The sequence below is a fragment of the Methanococcus mangrovi genome, assembly GCF_054506835.1.
Genome location: NZ_CP197114.1, coordinates 1,514,223 through 1,540,156, shown reverse-complemented (window position 1 = coordinate 1,540,156; position 25,934 = coordinate 1,514,223). Strand labels below are relative to the sequence as shown.

General features: G+C 39.1%; 23 protein-coding genes, 1 tRNA gene and 5 rRNA genes. 19 read left to right on the top strand and 10 right to left on the bottom strand.

Annotated features, from left to right (window positions below; all coding sequences use genetic code 11):
* The first annotated feature begins 5 nt into the window (after nt 1-5).
* From ACS5L2_RS08365 to rrf (ACS5L2_RS08345), 5 genes are all read left to right on the top strand, one after another.
* Nucleotides 6-2,973: ribosomal RNA gene (locus ACS5L2_RS08365) — 23S ribosomal RNA — on the top strand.
* A 57-nt stretch (nt 2,974-3,030) separates the two neighbouring features.
* Nucleotides 3,031-3,145: ribosomal RNA gene (rrf, locus tag ACS5L2_RS08360) — 5S ribosomal RNA — on the top strand.
* A gap of 289 nt (nt 3,146-3,434) precedes the next feature.
* Nucleotides 3,435-4,901, top strand: a 16S ribosomal RNA gene (locus tag ACS5L2_RS08355).
* A gap of 145 nt (nt 4,902-5,046) precedes the next feature.
* Nucleotides 5,047-8,014, top strand: a 23S ribosomal RNA gene (locus ACS5L2_RS08350).
* 57 nt (nt 8,015-8,071) lie between these two features.
* Nucleotides 8,072-8,186, top strand: a 5S ribosomal RNA gene (gene rrf / locus ACS5L2_RS08345).
* The 16S, 23S and 5S rRNA genes sit together here, the layout of an rRNA operon.
* Nucleotides 8,187-8,259: 73 nt before the next feature.
* Here the strand turns inward: rrf (ACS5L2_RS08345) and hisF are convergent.
* From hisF to ACS5L2_RS08330, 3 genes are read right to left on the bottom strand one after another with little or no spacing between them, the layout of a single operon-like run.
* Nucleotides 8,260-9,078: an imidazole glycerol phosphate synthase subunit HisF gene (gene hisF, locus ACS5L2_RS08340; protein WP_459201541.1), complete on the bottom strand. Its 819-nt coding sequence runs from the start codon at nt 9,076-9,078 to the stop codon at nt 8,260-8,262.
* 32 nt (nt 9,079-9,110) lie between these two features.
* Nucleotides 9,111-9,902 (bottom strand): MinD/ParA family ATP-binding protein, encoded by a 792-nt coding sequence (locus tag ACS5L2_RS08335; RefSeq protein ID WP_459201540.1) that lies wholly within the window; start codon nt 9,900-9,902, stop codon nt 9,111-9,113.
* A gap of 11 nt (nt 9,903-9,913) precedes the next feature.
* Nucleotides 9,914-11,707: a hypothetical protein gene (locus ACS5L2_RS08330; RefSeq protein ID WP_459201539.1), complete on the bottom strand. Its 1,794-nt coding sequence runs from the start codon at nt 11,705-11,707 to the stop codon at nt 9,914-9,916.
* A 370-nt stretch (nt 11,708-12,077) separates the two neighbouring features.
* Here ACS5L2_RS08330 and ACS5L2_RS08325 point away from each other — a divergent pair, with 370 nt between their 5' ends.
* Genes ACS5L2_RS08325 through ACS5L2_RS08315 form a run of 3 tightly spaced genes read left to right on the top strand, consistent with a single transcriptional unit; the run spans nt 12,078 to nt 13,946 of the window.
* Nucleotides 12,078-13,103 (top strand): H(2)-dependent methylenetetrahydromethanopterin dehydrogenase-related protein, encoded by a 1,026-nt coding sequence (locus tag ACS5L2_RS08325; RefSeq protein WP_459201538.1) that lies wholly within the window; start codon nt 12,078-12,080, stop codon nt 13,101-13,103.
* Between the two features lie 10 nt (nt 13,104-13,113).
* A complete protein-coding gene (locus ACS5L2_RS08320) occupies nt 13,114-13,587 on the top strand; it encodes a GTP-binding protein (protein WP_459201537.1) in 474 nt (157 codons plus the stop codon).
* Nucleotides 13,588-13,601: 14 nt separating this feature from the next.
* A complete protein-coding gene (locus tag ACS5L2_RS08315) occupies nt 13,602-13,946 on the top strand; it encodes a roadblock/LC7 domain-containing protein (RefSeq protein ID WP_459201536.1) in 345 nt (114 codons plus the stop codon).
* Between the two features lie 159 nt (nt 13,947-14,105).
* On the opposite strand, the gene ACS5L2_RS08310 is transcribed toward ACS5L2_RS08315, so the two are convergent.
* Nucleotides 14,106-15,056, bottom strand: a complete 951-nt coding sequence (locus tag ACS5L2_RS08310; protein ID WP_459201535.1) for a PLP-dependent aminotransferase family protein — start codon at nt 15,054-15,056, stop codon at nt 14,106-14,108.
* 127 nt (nt 15,057-15,183) lie between these two features.
* Between ACS5L2_RS08310 and ACS5L2_RS08305 the strand changes: the two genes are divergently transcribed.
* The 9 genes from ACS5L2_RS08305 to ACS5L2_RS08265 all read left to right on the top strand — a co-directional run bounded on the left by ACS5L2_RS08305 (nt 15,184) and on the right by ACS5L2_RS08265 (nt 20,182).
* Entirely contained in the window at nt 15,184-16,074 is an 891-nt protein-coding gene (locus ACS5L2_RS08305; protein WP_459201534.1) for a selenium metabolism-associated LysR family transcriptional regulator, read from the top strand.
* Nucleotides 16,075-16,149: 75 nt separating this feature from the next.
* Nucleotides 16,150-16,902 carry a DNA polymerase sliding clamp gene (locus tag ACS5L2_RS08300; RefSeq protein WP_459201533.1) on the top strand — a complete coding sequence of 251 codons (753 nt, stop codon included), beginning with the start codon at nt 16,150-16,152 and terminating at the stop codon, nt 16,900-16,902.
* Nucleotides 16,903-16,936: 34 nt separating this feature from the next.
* A complete protein-coding gene (locus ACS5L2_RS08295) occupies nt 16,937-17,524 on the top strand; it encodes a hypothetical protein (protein ID WP_459201532.1) in 588 nt (195 codons plus the stop codon).
* Entirely contained in the window at nt 17,481-17,762 is a 282-nt protein-coding gene (locus ACS5L2_RS08290) for a 50S ribosomal protein L44e (protein WP_181487120.1), read from the top strand. Before ACS5L2_RS08295 ends, ACS5L2_RS08290 begins: the two co-directional genes overlap by 44 nt.
* 22 nt (nt 17,763-17,784) lie before the next feature.
* Nucleotides 17,785-17,970: a 30S ribosomal protein S27e gene (locus ACS5L2_RS08285; RefSeq protein WP_011171652.1), complete on the top strand. Its 186-nt coding sequence runs from the start codon at nt 17,785-17,787 to the stop codon at nt 17,968-17,970.
* Between the two features lie 114 nt (nt 17,971-18,084).
* The gene (locus ACS5L2_RS08280; RefSeq protein ID WP_459201531.1) at nt 18,085-18,882 is read left to right on the top strand and encodes a translation initiation factor IF-2 subunit alpha; all 798 of its coding nucleotides are present in this window, start codon (nt 18,085-18,087) and stop codon (nt 18,880-18,882) included.
* Nucleotides 18,883-18,890: 8 nt separating this feature from the next.
* On the top strand, nt 18,891-19,046 hold the full coding sequence (locus ACS5L2_RS08275) for an RNA-protein complex protein Nop10 (protein WP_459201530.1): 156 nt from the start codon (nt 18,891-18,893) through the stop codon (nt 19,044-19,046).
* A 5-nt stretch (nt 19,047-19,051) separates the two neighbouring features.
* Nucleotides 19,052-19,717 (top strand): 2-amino-5-formylamino-6-ribosylaminopyrimidin-4(3H)-one 5'-monophosphate deformylase, encoded by a 666-nt coding sequence (gene arfB / locus ACS5L2_RS08270; RefSeq protein WP_459201529.1) that lies wholly within the window; start codon nt 19,052-19,054, stop codon nt 19,715-19,717.
* Nucleotides 19,718-19,726: 9 nt separating this feature from the next.
* Nucleotides 19,727-20,182: a methanogenesis marker 9 domain-containing protein gene (locus tag ACS5L2_RS08265; protein ID WP_459201528.1), complete on the top strand. Its 456-nt coding sequence runs from the start codon at nt 19,727-19,729 to the stop codon at nt 20,180-20,182.
* Here the strand turns inward: ACS5L2_RS08265 and ACS5L2_RS08260 are convergent.
* From ACS5L2_RS08260 to ACS5L2_RS08240, 5 genes are all read right to left on the bottom strand, one after another.
* On the bottom strand, nt 20,179-21,069 hold the full coding sequence (locus tag ACS5L2_RS08260; protein WP_459201527.1) for a hypothetical protein: 891 nt from the start codon (nt 21,067-21,069) through the stop codon (nt 20,179-20,181). The genes ACS5L2_RS08265 and ACS5L2_RS08260 overlap by 4 nt on opposite strands.
* A 22-nt stretch (nt 21,070-21,091) precedes the next feature.
* Nucleotides 21,092-21,181: transfer RNA gene (locus tag ACS5L2_RS08255), tRNA-Sec, on the bottom strand.
* Nucleotides 21,182-21,275: 94 nt separating this feature from the next.
* Entirely contained in the window at nt 21,276-22,289 is a 1,014-nt protein-coding gene (locus ACS5L2_RS08250; protein ID WP_459201526.1) for a homoserine dehydrogenase, read from the bottom strand.
* Nucleotides 22,290-22,300: 11 nt separating this feature from the next.
* The gene (locus ACS5L2_RS08245; RefSeq protein WP_459201525.1) at nt 22,301-22,783 is read right to left on the bottom strand and encodes a hypothetical protein; all 483 of its coding nucleotides are present in this window, start codon (nt 22,781-22,783) and stop codon (nt 22,301-22,303) included.
* A 324-nt stretch (nt 22,784-23,107) separates the two neighbouring features.
* On the bottom strand, nt 23,108-23,386 hold the full coding sequence (locus ACS5L2_RS08240; RefSeq protein ID WP_459201524.1) for a hypothetical protein: 279 nt from the start codon (nt 23,384-23,386) through the stop codon (nt 23,108-23,110).
* Nucleotides 23,387-23,764: 378 nt separating this feature from the next.
* On the opposite strand from ACS5L2_RS08240, the gene ACS5L2_RS08235 reads away from it, so the two are divergent.
* A complete protein-coding gene (locus ACS5L2_RS08235) occupies nt 23,765-24,052 on the top strand; it encodes a hypothetical protein (protein ID WP_459201523.1) in 288 nt (95 codons plus the stop codon).
* Nucleotides 24,036-25,097, top strand: a complete 1,062-nt coding sequence (locus ACS5L2_RS08230; protein WP_459201522.1) for a DNA-methyltransferase — start codon at nt 24,036-24,038, stop codon at nt 25,095-25,097. The genes ACS5L2_RS08235 and ACS5L2_RS08230 overlap by 17 nt, the downstream gene beginning before the upstream one ends.
* Here ACS5L2_RS08230 and ACS5L2_RS08225 read toward each other — a convergent pair.
* Nucleotides 25,083-25,736 (bottom strand): MjaI family restriction endonuclease, encoded by a 654-nt coding sequence (locus ACS5L2_RS08225; RefSeq protein ID WP_459201521.1) that lies wholly within the window; start codon nt 25,734-25,736, stop codon nt 25,083-25,085. The two genes, ACS5L2_RS08230 and ACS5L2_RS08225, sit on opposite strands and share 15 nt — an antisense overlap.
* Between the last annotated feature and the right edge of the window lie 198 nt (nt 25,737-25,934).

The following is a 25,934-nucleotide window of genomic DNA, read 5'->3' as shown; positions in this document are numbered from 1 at the left end:
GATGCCTATATTATCTATTACCCTATCTGGGGAATGGCTTGGCTTGGAACGCCGATGAAGGACGTGGTAAGCTGCGATAAGCCCAGGCGAGACGCATACAGTCATTGAACCTGGGATTTCCGAATGGGACTTCCTACTTTGTAATCCGTTAAGGATTGGGAACGCGGGGGATTGAAGCATCTTAGTACCCGCAGGAAGAGAAATCAATAGAGATTCCGTTATTAGAGGCGATTGAACGCGGATCAGAGCAAACTGAATCCCTTCGGGGAGATGTGGTGTTGTAGGGCCTCCTTTTCGCCTGTTGAGAAAAGCTGAAGTTGACTGGAACGTCACACTATAGAGGGTGAAAGTCCCGTAAGCGTAATCGATTCAGGTTTGGAGTGTCCCTGAGTACCGTGCGTTGGATATCGCGCGGGAATTTGGGAGGCATCAACTTCCAACTCTAAATACGTTCCAAGACCGATAGTGTACTAGTACCGCGAGGGAAAGCTGAAAAGCACCTTTAATCGGGTGTGAAAAGAGCCTGAAACCAGATAGGTATGGTATGACATGGCCCCAAAGGCAACTGTTCTGAAGGAAACCGTCGCAAGGCGGCTGTACGAAGTATAGAGCCAGGGTTGTGTCGTCCGTTTCGAAAAACGGGCCGGGGAGTATATTGTTGTGGCGAGCTTAAGATCTTCACGATCGTAGGCGTAGGGAAACCAACAAGTCCGCAAAATCTTGAGGGACGGGGTCTTAAGGGCCCGGAGTCACAGCAATATGACCCGAAACCGGGCGATCTAGGCCGGGGCAAGGTGAAGTCCCTCAACTGAGGGATGGAGGCCTGCAGAGTTGTTGCCGTTCGAAGCACTCTTCTGACCTCGGTCTAGGGGTGAAAGGCCAATCGAGCCCGGAGATAGCTGGTTCCCTCCGAAGTGACTCTCAGGTCAGCCGGAGTTTAGATAGTCGGCAAGGTAGAGCACTGATAAGGTGGTTAGGGGAAGAAATTCCTCGCTGTTTTGTCAAACTCCGAACTTGTCGTCGTCGCATGCTCCGAGTGAGGGCATACGGGTAAGCTGTATGTCCGAGACGGGAATAGCCGAGACTTGGGTTAAGGCCCCTAAGTGCCGATTAAGTGTGAACACGAAGGGCGTCCTTGGTCTAAGACAGCAGGGAGGTTGGCTTAGAAGCAGCCATCCTTTAACGAGTGCGTAACAGCTCACCTGTCGAGATCAAGGGCCCCGAAAATGGACGGGGCTAAATCGGCCGCCGAGACCCAAGGGCACCGAAAGGTGATCCTGTAGGGGGGCGTTCTGCGAGGGCAGAAGTTCGGCTGTGAAGTCGAGTGGACCTCGTAGAAATGAAGATCCCGGTAGTAGTAACAGCATAAGTGGGGTGAGAATCCCCACCGCCGAAGGGGCAAGGGTTCCACAGCAATGTTTGTCAGCTGTGGGTAAGCCGGTCCTAACTCTCGAGTTAACTTCTTTGAGAGGAAAGGGAAACAGGTTAATATTCCTGTGCCATCTAAATACGCGTGGCAACACAAGGTTAGTTTCCGACGCTTCTGGGTAGGCTGAGTGTTCTTGTCTGGGCATTCAAGCTTATAAGTCCGGGGAGAGTTGTAATAACGAGAACCGGATGAAAGAGTGATGAGCTCTCCGTTAGGAGGGTTCGGCCGATCTCTGGAGCCCGTGAAAAGGGAATTAACAAGGATTTTAGATGTCCGTACCCAGAACCGACACTGGTGCCCCTAGGTGAGTATCCTAAGGCGTAGCGGATGAATCTAGTCGAGGGAAGTCGGCAAATTGGCTCCGTAACTTCGGGAGAAGGAGTGCCAGTGATCTTGTTTATATATGGGATCGCTGGTCGCAGTGACCAGGGAGGTCCGACTGTTTAATACAAACATAGGTCTTAGCGAGCCTGAAAAGGTGTGTACTAAGGCCGACGCCTGCCCAGTGCTGGTACGTGAACCCCGGTTCCAACCGGGCGAAGCGCCAGTAAACGGCGGGGGTAACTATAACCCTCTTAAGGTAGCGAAATTCCTTGTCGGGCAAGTTCCGACCTGCATGAATGGCGTAACGAGACCTCCACTGTCCCCGACTAGAATCCGGTGAACCTACCATTCCGGCGCAAAGGCCGGAGACTTCCAGTGGGAAGCGAAGACCCCGTGGAGCTTTACTGCAGCCTGTCGTTGGGGCATGGTTGTGAGTGTACAGTGTAGGTGGGAGCCATCGAAACCTTTTCGCCAGGAAAGGTGGAGGCGACCCTGGGACACCACCCTCTCATGACCATGTTCCTTACCCTTTTAGGGGACACCGGTAGGTGGGCAGTTTGGCTGGGGCGGTACCCTCCTAAAAATGCATCAGGAGGGCCCAAAGGTTGGCTCAAGCGGGTCAGGACTCCGCTGTTGAGTGTAAGGGCAAAAGCCAGCCTGACTTTGTTGCCAACAAAACGCAACGAAGAGGCGAAAGCCGGGCCTAACGAACCCCTGTGCCTCACTGATGGGGGCCAGGGATGACAAAAAAGCTACCCCGGGGATAACAGAGTTGTCGCGGGCAAGAGCCCATATCGACCCCGCGGCTTGCTACCTCGATGTCGGTTTTTCCCATCCTGGGTCTGCAGCAGGACCCAAGGGTGGGGCTGTTCGCCCATTAAAGGGGATCATGAGCTGGGTTTAGACCGTCGTGAGACAGGTTGGTTGCTATCTGCTGGATGTGTTGGCTGTCTGAGGGAAAGGTGGCTCTAGTACGAGAGGAACGGGCCGTCGGCGCCTCTAGTCGATCGGTTGTCTGACAAGGCATTGCCGAGCAGCCACGCGCCAAGAGATAAGAGCTGAAAGCATCTAAGCTCGAAATTCATCCTGAAAATAGACAGCCGTTTCCTTCGGGAACGAGAACTCCCGTAGAAGACGGGTTTGATAGGCTAGGGGTGTACGCATCAAGGTTTTCCGAGATGTTCAGCCCGCTAGTACTAACAGTTCGAGAGATAAAATTAGGCATCTGGACACTTAAAGATACGGGGGCAATAGATGCACTTTTAATTTAACTTTGACATAACGGTCACAGCGGAGGTGTTACATCCGATCCCATCCCGATCTCGGAAATTAAGCCCTCCAGCGATTCATTAAGTACTGCCATCTGGTGGGAACAATGTGACGCCGTTAGTCACTTTTTATTTTAGGCATTTTAATTTGTATATTTGGATTAAACGATTTTATAATGATTACTATTCTTCAAATTATTTTTTTATATATACTATCGTTTCAAACCTAAAAACATTGCACTATCCAACTTGTTGGCATATTATGCAATTGAAGTGAACACCTGACTGAAACACTCAGGTGCGATGTAAGCCTACAATCTAGGTGAAACCTAGATAGCAACCAAATGTCATTTCCTTTAATGTAAAATGACGTACTCCACGAGAGGGTGGCGTAAAATACTTTTACGCTACTAATTCCGGTTGATCCCGCCGGAGGCCACTGCTATTGGGATTCGACTAAGCCATGCGAGTCTATGGTTTCGGCCATGGCGGACGGCTCATTAACACGTGGTTAACCTACCCTCAGGTGGGGCATAACCTTGGGAAACTGAGGATAATACCCCATAGAAAAAGCAGTCTGGAATGATTCTTTTTCGAAAGCACATGCGCCTGAGGATGGGACTGCGCTCGATTAGGTAGTTGGTGGGGTAATGGCCCACCAAGCCTACGATCGGTACGGGCCTTGAGAGAGGGAGCCCGGAGATGGGGACTGAGACACGGCCCCAGGCCCTACGGGGCGCAGCAGGCGCGAAACCTCCGCAATGCACGAAAGTGCGACGGGGGGATCCCAAGTGCTCATGCACAGCATGGGCTTTTATCAAGTGTAAACAGCTTGAGGAATAAGGGCTGGGCAAGTTCGGTGCCAGCAGCCGCGGTAACACCGACGGCCCAAGTGGTGGCCACTCTTATTGGGCCTAAAGCGTCCGTAGCCGGTCCAGTAAGTCCCTGTTTAAATCCTGCGGCTTAACCGCAGGACTGGCAGGGATACTGCTGGACTTGGGACCGGGAGAGGACAAGGGTACTTCAGGGGTAGCGGTGAAATGTGTTGATCCTTGAAGGACCACCTATGGCGAAGGCACTTGTCTGGAACGGGTCCGACGGTGAGGGACGAAAGCCAGGGGCGCGAACCGGATTAGATACCCGGGTAGTCCTGGCCGTAAACTCTGCGAACTAGGTGTTAGGTAGGCCCCGTGCCTATCTAGTGCCGAAGGGAAGCCGTTAAGTTCGCCGCCTGGGGAGTACGGTCGCAAGACTGAAACTTAAAGGAATTGGCGGGGGAGCACCACAACGGGTGGAGCCTGCGGTTTAATTGGATTCAACGCCGGGCATCTCACCAGGAGCGACAGCATGATGACGGCCAGGTTGACGACCTTGCCTGAAGCGCTGAGAGGTGGTGCATGGCCATCGTCAGCTCGTACCGCGAGGCGTCCTGTTAAGTCAGGTAACGAGCGAGACCCGTGCCCTATGTTGCTACTTTTTCCTCCGGGAGAAAGGCACTCATAGGGGACCGCTGGCGCTAAGTCAGAGGAAGGAGCGGGCAACGATAGGTCCGCATGCCCCGAATCTCCTGGGCTACACGCGGGCTACAATGGCTAGGACAATGGGCCGCAACCCTGAAAAGGGACGCAAATCTCCTAAACCTAGTCGTAGTTCGGATCGTGGGCTGTAACTCGCCCACGTGAAGCTGGAATCCGTAGTAATCGCAGTTCATAATACTGCGGTGAATGTGTCCCTGCTCCTTGCACACACCGCCCGTCACACCACCCGAGTTGGGTTGAAGTGAGGCCTTGGCCTTTGGCTAGGGTCGAACTTGGGCTCAGCGAGGGGGGTGAAGTCGTAACAAGGTAGCCGTAGGGGAACCTGCGGCTGGATCACCTCCTAAAAAAAGAACAATGGTTGCTACTAGGCACTAAATGATTGTAGGCTGTTAGTTGCTCAGTCCACAATACCAGGTATTATGGACCGAGGACCGGATTTTTAGTGAAGGTCGTGCATAAGCCTCCGTATCTGGTGTTATCCAGATGCCTATATTATCTATTACCCTATCTGGGGAATGGCTTGGCTTGGAACGCCGATGAAGGACGTGGTAAGCTGCGATAAGCCCAGGCGAGACGCATACAGTCATTGAACCTGGGATTTCCGAATGGGACTTCCTACTTTGTAATCCGTTAAGGATTGGGAACGCGGGGGATTGAAGCATCTTAGTACCCGCAGGAAGAGAAATCAATAGAGATTCCGTTATTAGAGGCGATTGAACGCGGATCAGAGCAAACTGAATCCCTTCGGGGAGATGTGGTGTTGTAGGGCCTCCTTTTCGCCTGTTGAGAAAAGCTGAAGTTGACTGGAACGTCACACTATAGAGGGTGAAAGTCCCGTAAGCGTAATCGATTCAGGTTTGGAGTGTCCCTGAGTACCGTGCGTTGGATATCGCGCGGGAATTTGGGAGGCATCAACTTCCAACTCTAAATACGTTCCAAGACCGATAGTGTACTAGTACCGCGAGGGAAAGCTGAAAAGCACCTTTAATCGGGTGTGAAAAGAGCCTGAAACCAGATAGGTATGGTATGACATGGCCCCAAAGGCAACTGTTCTGAAGGAAACCGTCGCAAGGCGGCTGTACGAAGTATAGAGCCAGGGTTGTGTCGTCCGTTTCGAAAAACGGGCCGGGGAGTATATTGTTGTGGCGAGCTTAAGATCTTCACGATCGTAGGCGTAGGGAAACCAACAAGTCCGCAAAATCTTGAGGGACGGGGTCTTAAGGGCCCGGAGTCACAGCAATATGACCCGAAACCGGGCGATCTAGGCCGGGGCAAGGTGAAGTCCCTCAACTGAGGGATGGAGGCCTGCAGAGTTGTTGCCGTTCGAAGCACTCTTCTGACCTCGGTCTAGGGGTGAAAGGCCAATCGAGCCCGGAGATAGCTGGTTCCCTCCGAAGTGACTCTCAGGTCAGCCGGAGTTTAGATAGTCGGCAAGGTAGAGCACTGATAAGGTGGTTAGGGGAAGAAATTCCTCGCTGTTTTGTCAAACTCCGAACTTGTCGTCGTCGCATGCTCCGAGTGAGGGCATACGGGTAAGCTGTATGTCCGAGACGGGAATAGCCGAGACTTGGGTTAAGGCCCCTAAGTGCCGATTAAGTGTGAACACGAAGGGCGTCCTTGGTCTAAGACAGCAGGGAGGTTGGCTTAGAAGCAGCCATCCTTTAACGAGTGCGTAACAGCTCACCTGTCGAGATCAAGGGCCCCGAAAATGGACGGGGCTAAATCGGCCGCCGAGACCCAAGGGCACCGAAAGGTGATCCTGTAGGGGGGCGTTCTGCGAGGGCAGAAGTTCGGCTGTGAAGTCGAGTGGACCTCGTAGAAATGAAGATCCCGGTAGTAGTAACAGCATAAGTGGGGTGAGAATCCCCACCGCCGAAGGGGCAAGGGTTCCACAGCAATGTTTGTCAGCTGTGGGTAAGCCGGTCCTAACTCTCGAGTTAACTTCTTTGAGAGGAAAGGGAAACAGGTTAATATTCCTGTGCCATCTAAATACGCGTGGCAACACAAGGTTAGTTTCCGACGCTTCTGGGTAGGCTGAGTGTTCTTGTCTGGGCATTCAAGCTTATAAGTCCGGGGAGAGTTGTAATAACGAGAACCGGATGAAAGAGTGATGAGCTCTCCGTTAGGAGGGTTCGGCCGATCTCTGGAGCCCGTGAAAAGGGAATTAACAAGGATTTTAGATGTCCGTACCCAGAACCGACACTGGTGCCCCTAGGTGAGTATCCTAAGGCGTAGCGGATGAATCTAGTCGAGGGAAGTCGGCAAATTGGCTCCGTAACTTCGGGAGAAGGAGTGCCAGTGATCTTGTTTATATATGGGATCGCTGGTCGCAGTGACCAGGGAGGTCCGACTGTTTAATACAAACATAGGTCTTAGCGAGCCTGAAAAGGTGTGTACTAAGGCCGACGCCTGCCCAGTGCTGGTACGTGAACCCCGGTTCCAACCGGGCGAAGCGCCAGTAAACGGCGGGGGTAACTATAACCCTCTTAAGGTAGCGAAATTCCTTGTCGGGCAAGTTCCGACCTGCATGAATGGCGTAACGAGACCTCCACTGTCCCCGACTAGAATCCGGTGAACCTACCATTCCGGCGCAAAGGCCGGAGACTTCCAGTGGGAAGCGAAGACCCCGTGGAGCTTTACTGCAGCCTGTCGTTGGGGCATGGTTGTGAGTGTACAGTGTAGGTGGGAGCCATCGAAACCTTTTCGCCAGGAAAGGTGGAGGCGACCCTGGGACACCACCCTCTCATGACCATGTTCCTTACCCTTTTAGGGGACACCGGTAGGTGGGCAGTTTGGCTGGGGCGGTACCCTCCTAAAAATGCATCAGGAGGGCCCAAAGGTTGGCTCAAGCGGGTCAGGACTCCGCTGTTGAGTGTAAGGGCAAAAGCCAGCCTGACTTTGTTGCCAACAAAACGCAACGAAGAGGCGAAAGCCGGGCCTAACGAACCCCTGTGCCTCACTGATGGGGGCCAGGGATGACAAAAAAGCTACCCCGGGGATAACAGAGTTGTCGCGGGCAAGAGCCCATATCGACCCCGCGGCTTGCTACCTCGATGTCGGTTTTTCCCATCCTGGGTCTGCAGCAGGACCCAAGGGTGGGGCTGTTCGCCCATTAAAGGGGATCATGAGCTGGGTTTAGACCGTCGTGAGACAGGTTGGTTGCTATCTGCTGGATGTGTTGGCTGTCTGAGGGAAAGGTGGCTCTAGTACGAGAGGAACGGGCCGTCGGCGCCTCTAGTCGATCGGTTGTCTGACAAGGCATTGCCGAGCAGCCACGCGCCAAGAGATAAGAGCTGAAAGCATCTAAGCTCGAAATTCATCCTGAAAATAGACAGCCGTTTCCTTCGGGAACGAGAACTCCCGTAGAAGACGGGTTTGATAGGCTAGGGGTGTACGCATCAAGGTTTTCCGAGATGTTCAGCCCGCTAGTACTAACAGTTCGAGAGATAAAATTAGGCATCTGGACACTTAAAGATACGGGGGCAATAGATGCACTTTTAATTTAACTTTGACATAACGGTCACAGCGGAGGTGTTACATCCGATCCCATCCCGATCTCGGAAATTAAGCCCTCCAGCGATTCATTAAGTACTGCCATCTGGTGGGAACAATGTGACGCCGTTAGTCACTTTTTATTTTAGGCATTTTAATTTGTATATTTGGATTAAATAATATATTTTACTTTTAAAAAAATAAAAAATTAAATTCTCACAGGAATCTCATGTTTTTCAACTTCTTTTTTAATATCTTCAACGGTGCATTCCCTGTAGTGTAAAATACTTGCCATCAACGCAGCATCAGCTTTCCCTTCTTTAAATGCATCGACAACGTGGTTTGCATTACCACAACCTCCACTTGCAATAATTGGAAGTTTTACATTTTCAGAAATTGCTCTTGTAAGTATTAAATCGTAACCATCTTTTGTACCATCTGCATCCATACTTGTTAAAAGAATTTCTCCAGCACCTAAATATTCAACCTTTTTAGCCCATTCTATTGCATCAATTCCAGTTCCTTCCCTTCCACCATAGATATAGACTTCAAACCAGCAGGAACCAAGTTTTGTTTCAAAGACGTTCTTATCTTTTAAATTTTCATCATGAGAAGTTGTTATATATTTTCTTTTAACATCCATTGCAACAACAACACACTGCGTTCCAAAAATTTCAGAAGCTTCTTTTATCAATTCCGGAGTTTTTACCGCAGAAGTATTTATGGAAATTTTATCAGCACCAGCCCTTAATATCTTCCTAAAGTCTTCAACTGTTTTTATTCCTCCGCCAACAGTTAATGGTATAAAAACCTGTTCAGCGGTTCTTTTCACAACATCAATAATAATATCCCTTTTTTCAAATGAGGCAGTAATATCTAAAAATACGAGCTCATCAGCGCCCTGTGCATTGTAAATTTTGGATAATTCAACGGGGTCTCCCGCATCTTTTAGTTCTACAAAATTTGTTCCTTTAACTACTCTGCCCTCTTTAATATCGAGGCAAGGAATAATTCTTTTAGTAAGCATAAAATTCACCAAAAAAAGTAATAAATTGATTTTTATAATTCGCCTTCTTCCGCATCACTCTGTTTTTTAGAAGTCATGTCTTTTAATTCTTTTGCTACCTTTAAAGCCCTAACTGCGGCAAGGTCTTTTTTAATGTAAACTTCAGCAAGGTCTTCTGCTAAATAACTTAATTCTTTACTGAATTTTGACTTCATTTGAACTGCTGGGACGTTTTCCATCCACTGATTTTCCACTTTTTTGTCATAAGGTAATATTGCAATAATATCATCAAGCGCTTCGTCAAAGTCTACTGTATCTTTGAATTTATTTACGATAACTCCAATACAGTCAATATCTACGGCATAGAGAAGTTCTTTTGTTTTCATCGTATTTGCAATTCCCGGAATGCTGTCTTCTGCAACAACAATCATTTTATTTACTACTTTTTCTTCCAAATTCAATGAAGAAAATAATAAATTTCCTTCAGTAATATTTGGGGGAAGGTCTAAAAGAACAATATCATAGTTATCGTTTAAAACTCTGATTAATTCAAGCATTCTTTTCTGGTTTATTTCTGTATTAAACGAATTAGGTGTTGAATCTGCTACAATTACCGAAAGGTCATCAAACTGGTGGATAATATCTGTTAAAGAACTTGTTCCTGAAAGATAGGAATTTAGTGTGTGAGGACTGTCTTCAAATCCAAATAACAGAGCACCACAACCGGCATAAATGTCACAGTCTACATAGACTGTCTTTGTTTTATCGCTTAGGTAATAACCAATATTTGCAGCAATTGTCGTTTTTCCAGTTCCGCCTTGTATATTGTAAAATCCCAATCTCATACTACCACTTCCTAGTTATTGAGTGAAATTACATCTGGTGCTTTTGCTATAACCAGTTTTCCTGTTGCATCGTATAATTCAGTTGAGGTACCTTTTACACGAGTTATATTTTCTTGATAAATGGTTATTTTTGCATTATCATCTGCATTTACATATACGGTATTATTTTTGATAAGTATTCTGCTGGTTTTGTAGTTTTCAGCCCATTTTGCATATTCATCAAATGAACAAATCCATGTGTGGTTATCATTTAAATCGTATATTGTATTTGTATCGTATTCGTAAACATCTGCAACGTAAACCCCGTATTCTTCGTTTTGAGGTTCGATATATATTTCTTCAATAAAATGTATTCCATTTATTTCATTATTATTTAATCCAGGAATTTTAATTACTGCAACCCCGTTTATTCTATCGTATCCAATATAATCGGGAATTACTAAATAATCGATTCCATCAATATTCAATTTCCATGAAATATTTTTGTTGTAGTTATTAAACACAGCATCTAATAAATCTTCATCACTTGAGAATAATAAAAGTCCATTTGCACCATTAGTCATCGCATAAGCGTAATTTTTAACGTACCAGTGTTCAAAGTATTCGTATCTATCGTTAAAGTCTATTTCTTCGCTCATGCTTGCAAATTCACCATCTACAGACCAGTAATCCCTGGAAACAGTTTCATCATCGTTCCAGTAGTCTTCTCCATCGTAGTGGTAATAGTTGTTTTCAGAACCTGCACCCTCATTCCAGTAGCCTGTATCTTCCGAACCAGAATATGAAATCGTTTCAGGGTAATAACCGCCAGTTGGGTCATTTTGGAATGTTTCTGGAGCTTTATCAACATATATCAAAGGATAATAACTCATTGCAAGTAAATCTGTAGTTGCAGGATAGTTTCCATTATCATTGTATTTTATGTGGGTGTAGTAATCAGAATAATGTTTTTTAAACCAGTAACTGTTTAACAGGTCGTCTTTTTCATATTCTGATAGTGAACTATCTTTTATTATATCTATATTTTCAGAACCTGTTGTAATATATGTCGTTCCAATTCCAAGAAGTTCTGAAACAGCTTTAAGTCCTGCTATTCTTTTATTAATTGTATTTTCATCTCTTACTTCAACGGTTATTTTTCTATCTGCAACAGAAATAGAACTTTCCCCAGTTTCGTCAGGAACGATATTTTGTACAACAACCCCGTTAATTACAACAGAATCGTAGTTTGATGGAACTTTATTAATGTATCCAAAGGTTTCACCCTGGCTTGCAACATATTTTCCAACAAAATCAATAATTTCCTGATTTCCAAGGTCTATATTGTATGGAATAAATAATTTTCCAGGTTTAATTTCATAGTAACCGTCATCAACTATTTTTGAACTGATTGCTGCCTCATATACTGTAGTTGTATCTTTTTCGGCACTATCAACTGAATTAATATAAATGTATGCACCATTTTCGTTCCTGTAAACATAGCTTGTTGGAACAACCTCTGAATCAGAATTTACAAAAGTAGAATTTTCAAAATTTGGAATAGTGCTGACTATATTTCTTGATTTAACAAGTCCCATGTACTCTAAGAGCGATTCAGTCTCCGGAGTCATTGCAAAGTCTTTTCCAGTATATATTACTACAATAGAATCCGAATTCAAATAGTAATCAAGCTTTTCTGTATCTTGTATGTTTGAAATATCAACATAAGTGATTGGTACTGTCGAAGCCCATTTGTAGGGTATTGCATTTACGACCCCCAATAACATAAATGACACAATAATCAAGCCAAAAAATTTTAGCTTCATCAAATCACCGCAGTATTGTTAATAACAATTACGTATTATGTCTGCAGTCATTAATATAATTTCACTAATTGAATTTATAAAAAAATCAAGTACTCTAAAAAATTTATTTTAAAATCGGTTTTTACCATTAATAAAATGGCTGATTTAATATTAATTAGGTGTTATATTTAAAATTTTAAAAATTCGCAAAAAAATTAAAATATGCCTTAAATCGAAGTTAAATAACTCTATTGTAACATGCGCTTTTTAGAAAAACAAAAAAGTTACATATATACATTAATTAAAAAAAACAAGAAATCGTAGTCGAAAGGATTTAATAATTAAACTACCTTATTATTCCTCGTTTATTTTTTTAAAAAAAGGTGGTTAAATGAAGGTTACGGTATACGGTGCAGGAAACCAAAGCCTGTACGTTAACCAGTTGAACTTGCCAGGAACCTACGGTGGAGTCCCCCCATACGGCGGAAGCAGGATGGCTATTGAATTTGCCAAAGCTGGTCACGATGTTATTTTAGCAGAAGTTAATAAATCAAATTTAACTGACGATCAGTGGAAAATCGTTGAAGAAGCCGGAGTTAAAGTATTGACAGACGACGCAGAAGCTGCAAAAGAGGCAGAAATTGCGATATTTTTTACACCATTTGGTAAAAAAACTGTAGAAATTGCTAAAAATATTTTACCGCATCTTCCACAAAATGCAATCATTGCAAATACGTGTACTGTTTCCCCTGTTATTTTATACACAATGTTGGAAGTTGAATTAAGGACTAAAAGAAAAGATATAGGAATTACATCAATGCACCCGGCAGCAGTTCCTGGAACTCCCCAGCACGGTCATTATGTGATAAGTTCAAAAGCAACAAATGGAACACAATACGCTTCAGAAGAACAGATTGCAAAATGTGTTAAACTTACTGAAAGCATTGGAAAAACCCCGTACCTTGTTCCAGCAGACGTTTCTGCAACGGTATCAGATATGGGTTCCCTTTTAACTGCAGTTACCCTTGCAGGAGTATTGGATTATTATTCAGTTGGAACAAAAATAATCAAAGCTCCAAAAAAGATGGTAGAACAGCAAATTTTAATGACATTACAGACAATGGCATCGCTTGTTGAATCATCCGGAGTAGATGGTCTTTTAAGAGCACTAAATCCTGAATTGCTTACCAAAACAGCATCTTCAATGCATTTGCTTGATAAACAAAAAGATTTAGACGCAGCTCTTGAAATATTGACTCATTTAGATGGCGAATTACAGAAAGCAGCTAATGGTGCAGAAATAAAACCAACAACTCTTGTAGCAGCACAATCTTTGGTAAAAGAACTTGAAACCTTAATCGGTGGTGCAGCAGCCAAGGGAGCTATTAAGAGAAGTACAAAAAAACTCTTCCAATAGTGGGGTAATAATGGTAAAAGAACTTAAAGTAGTGGTAATGGGATCAGAAGACGTTGGAAAAACTACACTTATGGAAACGTTGATTAAAAATGTTGGTAAGGTAGAACACAACGGAACTACTGTGGCAATAGACTACGGTAGGATTGAAATAGATAATAAAAAACTGCATTTCTTTGGAACTCCGGGTCAGGAGCGATTTGGATTCATGAGGGAAATTGCAATAGAGGGGGCAGATTATGCGCTATTGGTTCTCGATGCTACGGTAGGATTGAGAACTGTTGATTTGGATATTATTAAGTTATTATCTAATAAAAATATTCCATTTTCAATATTTATAAATAAAATGGACCTGTGCAATGAATCAAATGCACATGAAATAATAAATAGTTTGAACGGATTGACAAAAAATTCAGAAATTGTTACTGGATCACTATATCGAAATGAAGGACTGTCAGAAATAATGGATATACTGAAAATAATCTAAGTGGGGTAATAGTTATGATTGACAGAATTCTTGCAGATTTGGGTAAAACCGAAGGAATAAAAGGATCAATGGTAGTAGGAAAAGATGGGCTTGTTATAGCATCCCAAATTCCATCAAACCTTGATAGCGAGCTTATCGGTGCAATGGCTTCTGCAGCATTTGGTTCTGCAGAAAGGACTGCAACCGAAATCAGCCAAGGAACGCTCGAACAAATGATGGTCGAAGCAGAATTTGGTAAAACGTTAATGACTGATGCAGGAGAAGGTATTTTAGTAGTACTCTCCGATTCAAAAGTTAACCTTGGTTTAATCAGGATATCAATGAAAAAAGCGACAGAAAAAATCAAAACTGCATTTTAAATGAATTTTCTGTACGTACCATATAGATTTGCTATTATGAGGTAATAAAAACATTTAAATATTTTCAAATCCCTATTATTATGGGGATATGGATTTTAAATGTTTTCAGCAGTGGTGGGGGTACTCAATCTCACGACTGTACTCATACACACTCTTTTTTTATTTTTTAAAAAAATTCAGTATTTCATAGATTTCATCATCGCTAATTTTATGAATATCCATTTTTTTTATCTCTAAAACCAGTCCTTTTCTTAAAATTCTTTCATAAAGTGGGCACAGTGTAACAATAGATTTTCCATTATCAAGTTTAACTGATCTATCGATATTTTTGGCCATTTCTTTTGGATTTTCATATTCTAAAAATACCGATACCCCCTCAAAATCTTTAAAGTATGCATTTTCCATATTTTCTTTAATAATTTTTGAGAATTTTACGCAAAGATTATAAGATTTTTTTGAAATCAATGATTCTTCTATCATTTTCCCGTAAATATCTGGCATTTTGTATGTTTTTAAAAGATTTTTAATATCTTCTTTTAAGTTTTTGTCTTTTAAATCTTCATTAACTTCTTTAGAAATTCCTAAAAAACCACCATATTCACAATTTATAATTTTTGGCGATCCTGTCGAACAGACAACAATATCTCCATAACCGCAGTTTCCACCGATTTTTCCAGAAACATCTTCAATGAACAAAATTTCGTTTTCGATGCATATTTTTGCAATTTCTTTTAGCGGCTGTTCTGCAAGGTATCCTGCAAGGGAGGTTAAAAATAGGGACTTTGCATCGCTTTTTTTAATTATCTCTTCGAGAGATTCAGTGTTTACTACACCAAGGTTTGTAGGTATGGTTTCAACGTTTAATCCGGATAATTTGGAATATGTTTCAAAACCTTTCCAACCACCCATATCGGGAATTAATGTTTTTGAATCTGGATTTAATTTTGATACGATTTCTGACGCGATATGGATTGCCGAATTTCCCGATGGAAGAGTGTGGATTTCTTTTTCAAAAAATAAAAGGTCATTTAATATCATTTTTAATTCATCAAGATTTCCAGAAGTCCTGATCTGTGATTCAATAATAGGTTTTCTGCGCGGGATAATCATCTGTTCACCAGATATTTTCGTTTCAGTTTCTGTAATTTACTTTTTAGGAGAATAATGACATGTTATATATATTAGTTTTTCTAATAGTATATACCTATAAAGATAAATGTATAATAATAGTGATACCATGGACCCAAAAATTAGTTATTTTCAAACGTTTTTATTTGCCGCAAAGACTAAAAGCTTTTCTAAAGCTGCAAAAAAATTGGGCGTTACACAGGGAACTGTAAGCAACCATATATCTGTTTTGGAGAAATTTTTTGATGCACAGCTTTTTTTGAGAACTCCAGAAGGGGTTGATTTAACTACTGAAGGAAATATCCTCTACGAAAATGCAGAAAAGTTACTCGAAAATATATCTAATGCAAAACAACAGATGAGAATTCTTCATGAGCATCCTGAAGGTTTAATTCGAATTGCTGCAAGTACCACGCCGGGTGAACATTTACTCCCAAGTATTATTAAAGATTATACTAAAGTTTTTCGAGATGTATCATTTCAGATTCAAATTACAGATTCTGAAAAATGTTTCAAGCTTTTAGAAGACAGGACAGTTGATATAATTGCGGTTGGAAATATCTATGATGGATCATACGAAAGCGAAGTAATTGGAAAGGATAGACTCGTACTTGTGGTTCCTCCAGAACACGAACTTGCAAAAAAAGGAATTGCAAAACTTTCAGATATATTAAAAGAAGATTATATCGATAGAGAAGTAGGATCCGGTACCAGAGAAATATTTGTAGATGCATTACAGGAAAAAGGATATTCAATGATGGATTTACATACAATCATGAGCCTTGGAAGTAATTCTTCGATAATTACAGCAGTTTCAGAAGGATACGGTATATCAATTATTTCAGAAATCCCTGCAAAAAAAGCGGCAGATGCAGGACAGCTAAAAATAGTCCCTATTGAAGATTTGGACCTGACAAGATACATGTATCTTGTAAAAGGAAAAAAACCAAGAAATCCAAGTGCAATAAAGTCATTCTGGGACTTTGTTTCAGGAAAGTAATTTTTGAATCACTTAAAAAACCATATATATTTTTTGTACAATAATTCATATGAATTAAAAATCACTGGTGAGTGAATGTTCAGGGCTACATGTAATACAAGAGATTTTAAAAAAGTTATAAATGCAACCAGCAATTTAGTAGATGAAATTTGTTTCGAAGTGGACGAAAACGGGATTAAAGCAAGTGCAATGGACCCGTCACACGTGGCTTTAGTGAGCATGGAAATGCCAAAAGACGTTTTTGAAGAATATACTGGAGATATTCACGATATTGGAATTGATTTAGAAGCGCTTAAAAAAATCATTGCAAGGGGTAGGGGCGACGAAAAATTAATTTTAGAACTTGACGTAGATAAAAATAAATTAAATGTTACTTTTAAAAGCAACGTTACAAGGAAGTTTTCAATCGCGTTATACGATGTTTCATCAAGCAATTTGAAAGTTCCAGATATTGAATATCCAAACAACGTTTCAATAAAAGCAGGAGCATTTGTTGAAGCTTTAAAAGATGCTGAACTTGTAAATGACCACATAACATTGAAAATCGATGAGGATAAATTCATAATTTATTCAAAAGGCGATTTAAACCAGAGTGAAACTGTATTTGATAATAGTATTGAAGATGACGATAGTGCACTTGCAGAATTCAACAAAGGCGAAGCTTCAAGAAGTACTTTCAATTTAGCTTATTTAAAAGACTTAACAAAATCAACTGCGGCAGAAGACCTTTTAAAAATATACCTCGGTTCAGATATGCCTGTCAAAATCGAGTACGAAGTAAGTGGTTCAAAACTCGTGTTCTTGCTTGCACCAAGAATCGAGTCCTAAATTTTATTTTTTTATTATAGCAACGTGAAAAACCATGTATAAAAAAATAAGGGATGCATTTTTCAATGAATTTTTTAAAGAAGGATTATCTGACCTTCCAGAAAATTTTTACAAAGATGCCCGAAACTATCTCGAAACAATCGATGATAAAATTAAATCCGAGCGGGTAAAATTCTATTTAAGTAATCTTTTAAGTTTTAGAATTTACAAGGTAAACTGTTTAAAAGAAAGCCCGAATAAATTTACTCAAGATGAAAAACGAGTTATATCTTTTATCGAAGAAACATGCTATGGAAGAGGCAATGAAGATTACGGTTTAGAAATAGACGAATCTGATAAAAAAAAAGACAAATTTCCAGTTGATTTAAATAAATCGGAAGAAAAAACTGTCGAGTGCCAAAAACCAAAACATATAAATACTGAAAGTGATATTGATATTGTAAGAGTCATCACTAAGTTCCCCTGCTTTACAGATGGGAATTTACAGTATGTTTTACACAAAAATGACGTTATCTCTTTGGATAGGAAATTTTCAAAGATTTTAGAGAAACACAATATTATTAAACGGGTGAACATCCATGAAGATGAAAAAAAAGATAAACAGATATTGCCCATACTGTAAAAAGCACACTGCACACACAGTAGAAAGAGCTAAAAAAAGAAAAGCTAGCGAATTGAAATGGGGTCAAAGACAATTCAGAAGAGTTACCGCAGGATACGGAGGTTACCCAAGACCTTTACCTGGAGGAGCTAAACCAATTAAAAAATTGGATTTAAGATACAAATGTTCTGAATGCGGAAAAATGCACACAAGAAGCAACGGCGGCTTTAGAGCAAGAATGTTTGAATTAGTAGAATAATTAAGAAAAACGGTGAGAAAACATGCAATTAATCTCAAAACCTAAAAGCAGATTCTTAAAAGTTCAGTGCACAGACTGCAACAACGAACAGGTTATCTTTGGATGCCCTTCAACAGAAGTTAAATGTGCAGCATGCGGTAAAATCATTGCTGAACCAAAAGCTTCAAAAGGCGCAATCAAAGCAAAAATTTTAGAAGTATTACAATAACTCTTTTTACTTTTTTTAAAAGTCTTCCAAAACAGTTCGATTTTATAATTGTTTAAATACTATTGGGTACAACAGTCCTATACATACTAATTATAATTTAATCAAGGTGGAATCATGAGAAAGGATTTTCCTGAAGAAGGGGACATTGTAATCGGAAATGTTATCGACGTTAAATCTTTCGGGGCCTTTATCGAACTTTTAGAATATCCTGGAAAGGAAGGAATGGTTCACATTTCTGAAGTGTCCTCAGGATGGATTAAAAACATAAGGGATCACATTAAAAAGGGTCAAAGAGTCGTTGCAAAGGTAATGAGGGTAAATCCTCACAAAAACCAGATTGACCTTTCGTTAAAAAGGGCAACTGACCAACAGAAAAAAGTAAAAGTTCAGGAATGGAAGAGATTCCAGAGAGCTGAAAAATTACTCCAGTTTGCATCTGAAAAACTTGGAAAAACAATTGAAGAAGGATGGGATGTTGTTGGCTACCCATTAATCGATGAATTCGGAGAATTATACGATGCTTTTGAATCAATTGTTATCGAAGGAAAAGAAGTTTTAGATGAACTTGAAACACCCCTTCCACAAGAATGGGTAGATGTAATTTACGAAGTTGCAAGTGAAAACATCGAGCTTTCAAATGTTAAGGTGGCAGGAGTGGTTTCTCTTACAACAACAGACCCTGCAGGAGTAAAAATTATTAAAAACGGAATCAAAAAAGCTTTAAAAGCAAATCCGTATGAAGATGTGGAAGTAAATATCACGTACATTGGAGCTCCAAAATACCGTGTAGAGGTACTTGCACCGGATTACAAAAGCGGAGAAGACGTTCTTAGAAAAGTATCCGAAGAAGCAATCGATTTTATCAAAAAACACGCTGGCGGAACTGGAAGCTTTGTAAGAGTTGAAGAGTAATTGATACTATGAGAATGAAAAAATGCCCTAAATGTGGAAAATACACATTGAAAGATTTTTGTAGTGAATGCAACGAAAAATCAGTTACGGTAAAACCTCCAAGATTTTCTCCAGTTGATAAATACGGAAAATACAGAAGGGAACTTAAAAAAGCCAAAATGTGAAATTTATGGTTGATTTGAGATACGGTTCCGGAAATATTCTTGATGAAAAGGTCCACGAGATAGGAATTATTGCTCTTGGGTCATTTCTTGAAAATCACGGTTCTGCCCTTCCAATCGATACGGATGCAAAAATTGCATCATATATCGCATTAAATGTTTCAATTATTACGGGAGCAAAATTTTTGGGCGTAGTTATCCCTTCAACAGAATATTCTTACGTGAAACACGGTATTCATGATTCCATTGAAGATGTAATTACATATATTAAATATCTGGTCGAAAATGGCAGAAAAATCGGGATAACTAAATTCCTGATTATAAATTGCCACGGCGGAAACACCATAATACAGGATGAACTTTCAAAATTAAATTTTAAGGACTGTTTTATTAAAATGGAGAATGTTTGTTTAACCCATGCATCAACTGAAGAAGTGTCTTTAGGATACGCAGTTGGAATACTTTCAGAAGATAAAATGAAAGATCACAATCCTAAGATTTACGAAGAAATTGGAATGGTCGGCTTAAAAGAAGCAAGGGAAAAAAACGAAGCTATCGATTTAGAAGCAAAATCTGTAGAGAAAAATGGTGTTTTTTTAGATAAATCTCATGGAAAATCCCTTTTAAATGATTTAATTACTAATTATGTTGAAATTGTTAGAGATATGATTTAGGTGATTTATATGTGGGAAAATTCCCCTTCACACATTTGCAGGGGCGGCGATTTAAGAGGACTTGCATTCTGTTGCCCGCCTGTAAAATACTGTCCATTACATAAAGCATTAGAATCCATTAAAATGCCGGTAGAAGAATTTTCAAAAATGAAACAGGATTTTGGAAGTAGAACAAGACTTGGACTTGGAAAAAACACCTGTTTTGGAAGTTTAGTCTGGTGCTGCAAGATTACCAAACCTTGCCCATTCAGGGACAGTGCAATGCTTGCAATAGACATGGGCGAAGATGAATACATGGAACTTAAAAAAGAACTCGCCGAAGAGATAATTAAGAAATCAAAATTCTTTGAAGAAGGCGTTAAAGCTTTGGAAGAAAAGGGAATTTCAAGGGAAAACGCAGAAAAAGCAATTTTGGAAACAGGCGACTTAAAAAAAGCATATGAAATTGTAAAAAAACAAATTTAATTAGTATCTTTTATTTTCGCGTTTCTGAACTCTTTAATATTTTTAAACTCATTTTCTGTCAATTCATAGATTTTAAAGACGGTATTATTTAATATACAGAAATTTTTAATCATTCTAAAGGATTTATCCCCATCGTAATCATCTAAAAATGCCATAATCGGGGTTTTTTCATTGGAAACAATAACTGCATTTTTTTCAACAACTTCTATCATTGAAGGGGTTCTGGGAAGTATATTATACAAAGAATCATTTTCAACGATTTTTGGAGTTTTTTCTTTGATTTTTTCCATTAATTCTTCAAATGACACGAAGTTTTTTAACAATGCATCCCTATTTTCATTTAATAGTTCATCTAATTCCTGTTTTGATATTTTTTCAGGGCATATTTTTACATCGCTCACTGCAAAAATGGTCTTTATTTTATTCAGCGCTTTTAAACCAACGAGAATTTTGTCTTTCTTCTGATGTATCGCGGCGATTTCTTCCATGTTTGAGTATAAAATAATTCCGGTTTCTTCCTTGTATTTTCTCGGGTTTAATGTAACTTTAAAAAGTCCGTGTCCCACGTGATTTTCGATATTCCCGTAGACATCGATAAAAATATCTTTTGAAAGAGTAGTATCAGAATTTAAAGAAATTTTGTCGATTAATTTGTTTACACGGGTAGGACTTGTACAGACTGCATCTATCTGGAATTCTTCAGGGATAGTTTCAAAAATATCTTTTAAATTCATTTCCTTATCGTCAATGCAGGAAAAAACAAGTTTTGAGTTTATATAATAGAGTTTAGCATTATCAAGGGAGATAATTCCAGTAAAATCGTTCAAAATAGATATTAACTCTTTTAACTGAGGAATTCCTCCTTTTTTAGAGTACATTTTTTCCATAAAACCCACCAAAAATATAAAACGGCGCAGGGGGGGAATCGAACCCCGAATTCCGACGGAACTCGACGGATCTGAAGTCCGCCCTCATCTACCAAGATAAGCACCCCGTGCCACGAGCCAAGATATAAACTATTTTAAAGATATATAAGCCTTTTTGTTTACTTTCCTTTTAAAGTTTATTAAAAAACGTTTTAAAAAAAGATATATTAATTTTTAAGGGTCTGGTGAATATTTATTAAATCGCTTAATATTGCTGAAGCAGTTTCAATGTCTCCTGCACCGGTTCCAACAACAACAATATCATTTGCAAGGTCGGTATCAAACATCGCAACGTTTAAACTTCCTTTAACATTTAATGGGCTATCAATAGGTACGAGTTTTGGACATACTTCGAGTTTTTTGTCAGTAACTTCGCCTATTAATTTTATCGTGTGGCCGCTTTTATTTGCCATTACAAGTGCTTCAGGAGTAATTCTTGTTATTCCTTCTAAATTTACGTCTTTAATAGTAACATCTCTTCCAAATATTGAATTTGCCAAAATTACAATTTTTGCAGCAGTATCGAGTCCGCTGATATCCTGGTGAGGGTTTGTTTCAGCAATTCCGAGTTCTTGGGCTTCTTTTAATACTGTATCAAAATCAAGCTGTTCTTTTTCCATTTTGGTGAGTATATAGTTTGTAGTCCCGTTTAAAATTCCTTTTATTAATTTTATGTCGTTTCCTGCGAGTGTTTCCTTTGCAAGATTGATTATTGGCATTGCGCCGCCGACTGAGGCTTCATACCTGAAACATACGTTATTTTCTTTTGAAGCTTTTACTAATTCTTTGAACGAAACTGCAAGAGGTCCTTTATTTGCACTAACAACGTGTTTTTTGGTTTCAAATGCTTTTAACATGTATGATTTTGCAGGTTCCCCAGTTTCAATGTTTGTAGGGCTTACTTCGACAACTACATCCGCGTTGACAGATTCAATAACTTCTAAAATACCCATGTTGCATCCTTTTTCAGGATAATTTGATATTTTTCTTGTTTCTTCCTTAACTTTTAAAGCTAATTCTAAATCGAGACCTTCTTCATCAATTGCAGCACCGCTACTATCGCAAATTGCGGCAACTTTTAACTCCATTCCATATTTTTTCTTTAAATGTTCTGATTTGAGATTAATGGCCTTTAAAACACCCTTACCAATTATTCCAAATCCTACAAGTATTATCTTCATAAATTATCCCCTTAGCATGATTTAATAAACAACAAACCTTTTTCTTTAGCTATTTTATCAAATTCGTTGTAAAGCTCTTTTAATTTTTCGTTATCTATCGTTATCCTCATTCTGGCAGAAGATTCCGCAATCGGGTCAGGCATTGTTAAATCTAAGTCTACAACTACGCCTATTTCATTAATCCTGTCGATTGTATCGAGTACATCCGTGTCAACAATGTGCCCAACGACTACAACTTCAAGGTTCGTTTTTTTCCTTTTTTCATTAATATTGGCAACGATTACATCTAATTTTTCAAGATTTTCTACGATAGAATTTAACAAATTATCGTTTAACTTTTCAATCACGACTTTTACAGGGACTCTTCCATCTCGTGTTTTATTTTCGCGCATATGGATAACGCTAAAAATGTTAGCTCCCGCAGAGGAAATCGGCTGTAAAGCTTTTAAAAGCTCTCCTGGGGAATCCTTGAGTTCCAGGTCAAGAAATATCATTTTTTCACCAGTCAGTATTTCGGCTACAACATAAATACTATTCATAATCATGTTATGCAAAACAAGTATATTATAATCACTATTGTGGGTTAAATCGTAGATTTTGACGTTTACCATAATATATAAACAAAGCATATTAAAACTATGCGACGGCGGTAAGGTTGCTCAGGGCAGAATTTACTTTTAAGATGGAGAAATAACATTTACAAAAAAGAATCTAAGAAATTATGGGCCAATAGTTTCAGTGAATTTCTGTATTTTCTAAGAATATATACCTTAAAATTACGAAATAGGTATTAAAGAGTAGAGAACTTAATTTTTAGGTTATTCATCTTCTTTTTCATCCCCTTCTTTTTTTAATTTTTTAATGTGGAAATGGCGTTCATTTTCATAAATATTTCTACGAATAAATGCTACCATATCCTTTCTTTTACGTATTACCCCTACTAAAATTAAAAAAGATATAACCACACTAAAAAAGATTCCTTCTACATGATTTCCCGTTCCAAATATGCAGAGCAGTACTGGAACTGCCAAAATGATACTCAAAATGAAAAGAGTATTTATAAGTAATTTTTTAAAGTTTTCTTCTGTATTACTCAAAGTTCTGCCCCCACAATTAATATACCTAAAATATTCAAGATAAACGCAAATGTTGACACATTAAATTATATTTTTAATGAGTATTTATGTTATACGGGGGGCAAAAAAACTAAAATATCGCGTATTAAATATCAGCTGACATTAAATTTCTAATCATCTTTTTTTAATTTTTTAAATATGGTGAGTATATCTCAAAGTTTATTAAAAACGAATTAACACAAAAAGTATTTTTTTATATCTCAAAATGATAATATATTATGAATTATATGTAACAATGGATAATGAGGAAAACTTGTTTTATCCAAAATTTGCGTTCAATTAAACGTGAATGGAGCGCGTGAATTCTGTCGTATAAAATTTAGTATTTATGGTGTACTGATGAACTTATTATCAGCAGATATTCTAAAAATCAAGATTCTATTGGTATTATATGAAAGCCCAACCCAACTTACATATAACAGGTTAAATAACAAGGTGGGATGTATCAATTATTATTCTCTTTTAAAAAATATTGAATTTCTTATAATGTTGGGCATGGTCGAAAATGAGATAAAATATGTGGAAAATAGGAAACACGTTTATTTAAGTCTTTCTGAGAATGGTTGCGGAATTGTTAATGAATTGAAAGATAAATTTGAGGTAATTATTAATGAAAACAGTGCATAACATATATTTTAAAAATTCAAAGAGCATGTCTGAGGTTAAAGATAATTCGGTACAGTTGGTTGTAACTTCACCTCCTTATCCAATGATAGAGATGTGGGATGAACTTTTTTGCATGTTAAATCACGGCATAAAAAGTTTAATAGATTTGGGAAACTGTAAAGATGCTTTTGAATTAATGCATCAGGAATTAGATAAAACGTGGGAAGAATCATACCGTATTTTATCTGACGGTGGATTTCTCTGTATAAATATCGGGGATGCAACAAGAAAAATAAACGAGGATTTTCAAATTTATCCGAATCATTCAAGAATTATAAAACATTGCCGAGATATTGGTTTTCAAATGTTGCCGGGAATTATCTGGCGAAAACAGACCAATTCGCCCAATAAATTTATGGGTAGTGGAATGCTTCCAGCCGGTGCATATGTTACGTTGGAGCACGAACATGTGCTGATATTCAGGAAAGGGTCTAAAAGAGATTTTAAATCCAAAGTCGATTCAGAAAATCGTCGAAACAGCGCGTTCTTTTGGGAAGAACGGAACAACTGGTTTTCAGATGTATGGACTGATCTTAAAGGTACTCGACAGATTTTATCCAAAAAAGAACTGAGAAACCGAAGTGCAGCTTATCCTCTCGAACTTGCATCCCGTTTAATAAACATGTATTCTTTAAGGGGAGATACGGTTTTAGACCCATTTTTAGGAACCGGTACAACAACATTTTCTGCAATGATAAATGGGAGAAACAGTATTGGTTATGAAATAGAACCTAATTTTAAGGAATACATTCACGACTATCTTAAAAAAACGCCTGATGTATCTCGTGAAATGGTATATAAACGGATAAATGACCACGTAAAGTTTATATCTGAACGAGAAAACTCTGGAAAAGAAGTAAAATACAAATGCAACAACTACGATTTCAAAGTGATTACAAAACAGGAAATGGACATTATTTTTGAGATTGCAACATCCATAAAAATAGATAATGGGGAGTATACTGTAGAATATACTCCATTAAAAGATAATTTATTTTATTTCTAAATTATTTGGAATATATATCGTAATATTATCATTTGTTTTTTTGTAATATATTATCGGAACGGTTATTTTTTCAGGCAAATGATTCTCATGTAGATATTCAATTGATTTGACCTGAAGTGCGGTATTTCCGATATACCCATCAATACCCTTACTTTCATCTTCGGGCTTTGATGGAGTATATTCTTTATTATACTGTTTTGAAAGTTTATTAAATACGGATTCTTGGATAATTAATCCTTCAGCGGTTTTAACAATTACTAAATCTTCAACCCACCTTTCGATCATTTCTCTATCGATTTTTGAAAACGCATTTTCCATTTTTTTAATCATGTCTTCAATTTTATCAGATGCATTTTTTATTGCATCGGGGTGCCCTGCCAAATACCATTCTGCCCAACAGGTATATGATTTTTCAGGGCATTCTTTAATTAATTCTGACATTTGGCCAACAACAGGAGGTCTTGTACCCTGTGAATTCTGATTTGCAATGTTAATTATCTGGGTGGTGTATTTTGGAAATTCGTACTTCTCTTTATCCACTACATCTGCGAATGCATCTTCAACTTTTAATTTTAAAGTTGTAAATTCTGTTGATAAATTTGGATTTTGCGGCATGGCTTTTAATTTATAGTTTACCATATTTTACGACGTATTTATTAAAATTGTAGTGAATACTACCAAATCGTAGGATTAAAAAAAGTTAATTATTAAAAAATATTTTTAAATAAAAAAGAATAAAAACCCGGTTTCCATTTTTAAACATTAATTTCGAGTATTTTGACTTTTAAAATTTAAATGAGCGATTCAATTATAATTATACTACCCATAATATACGAA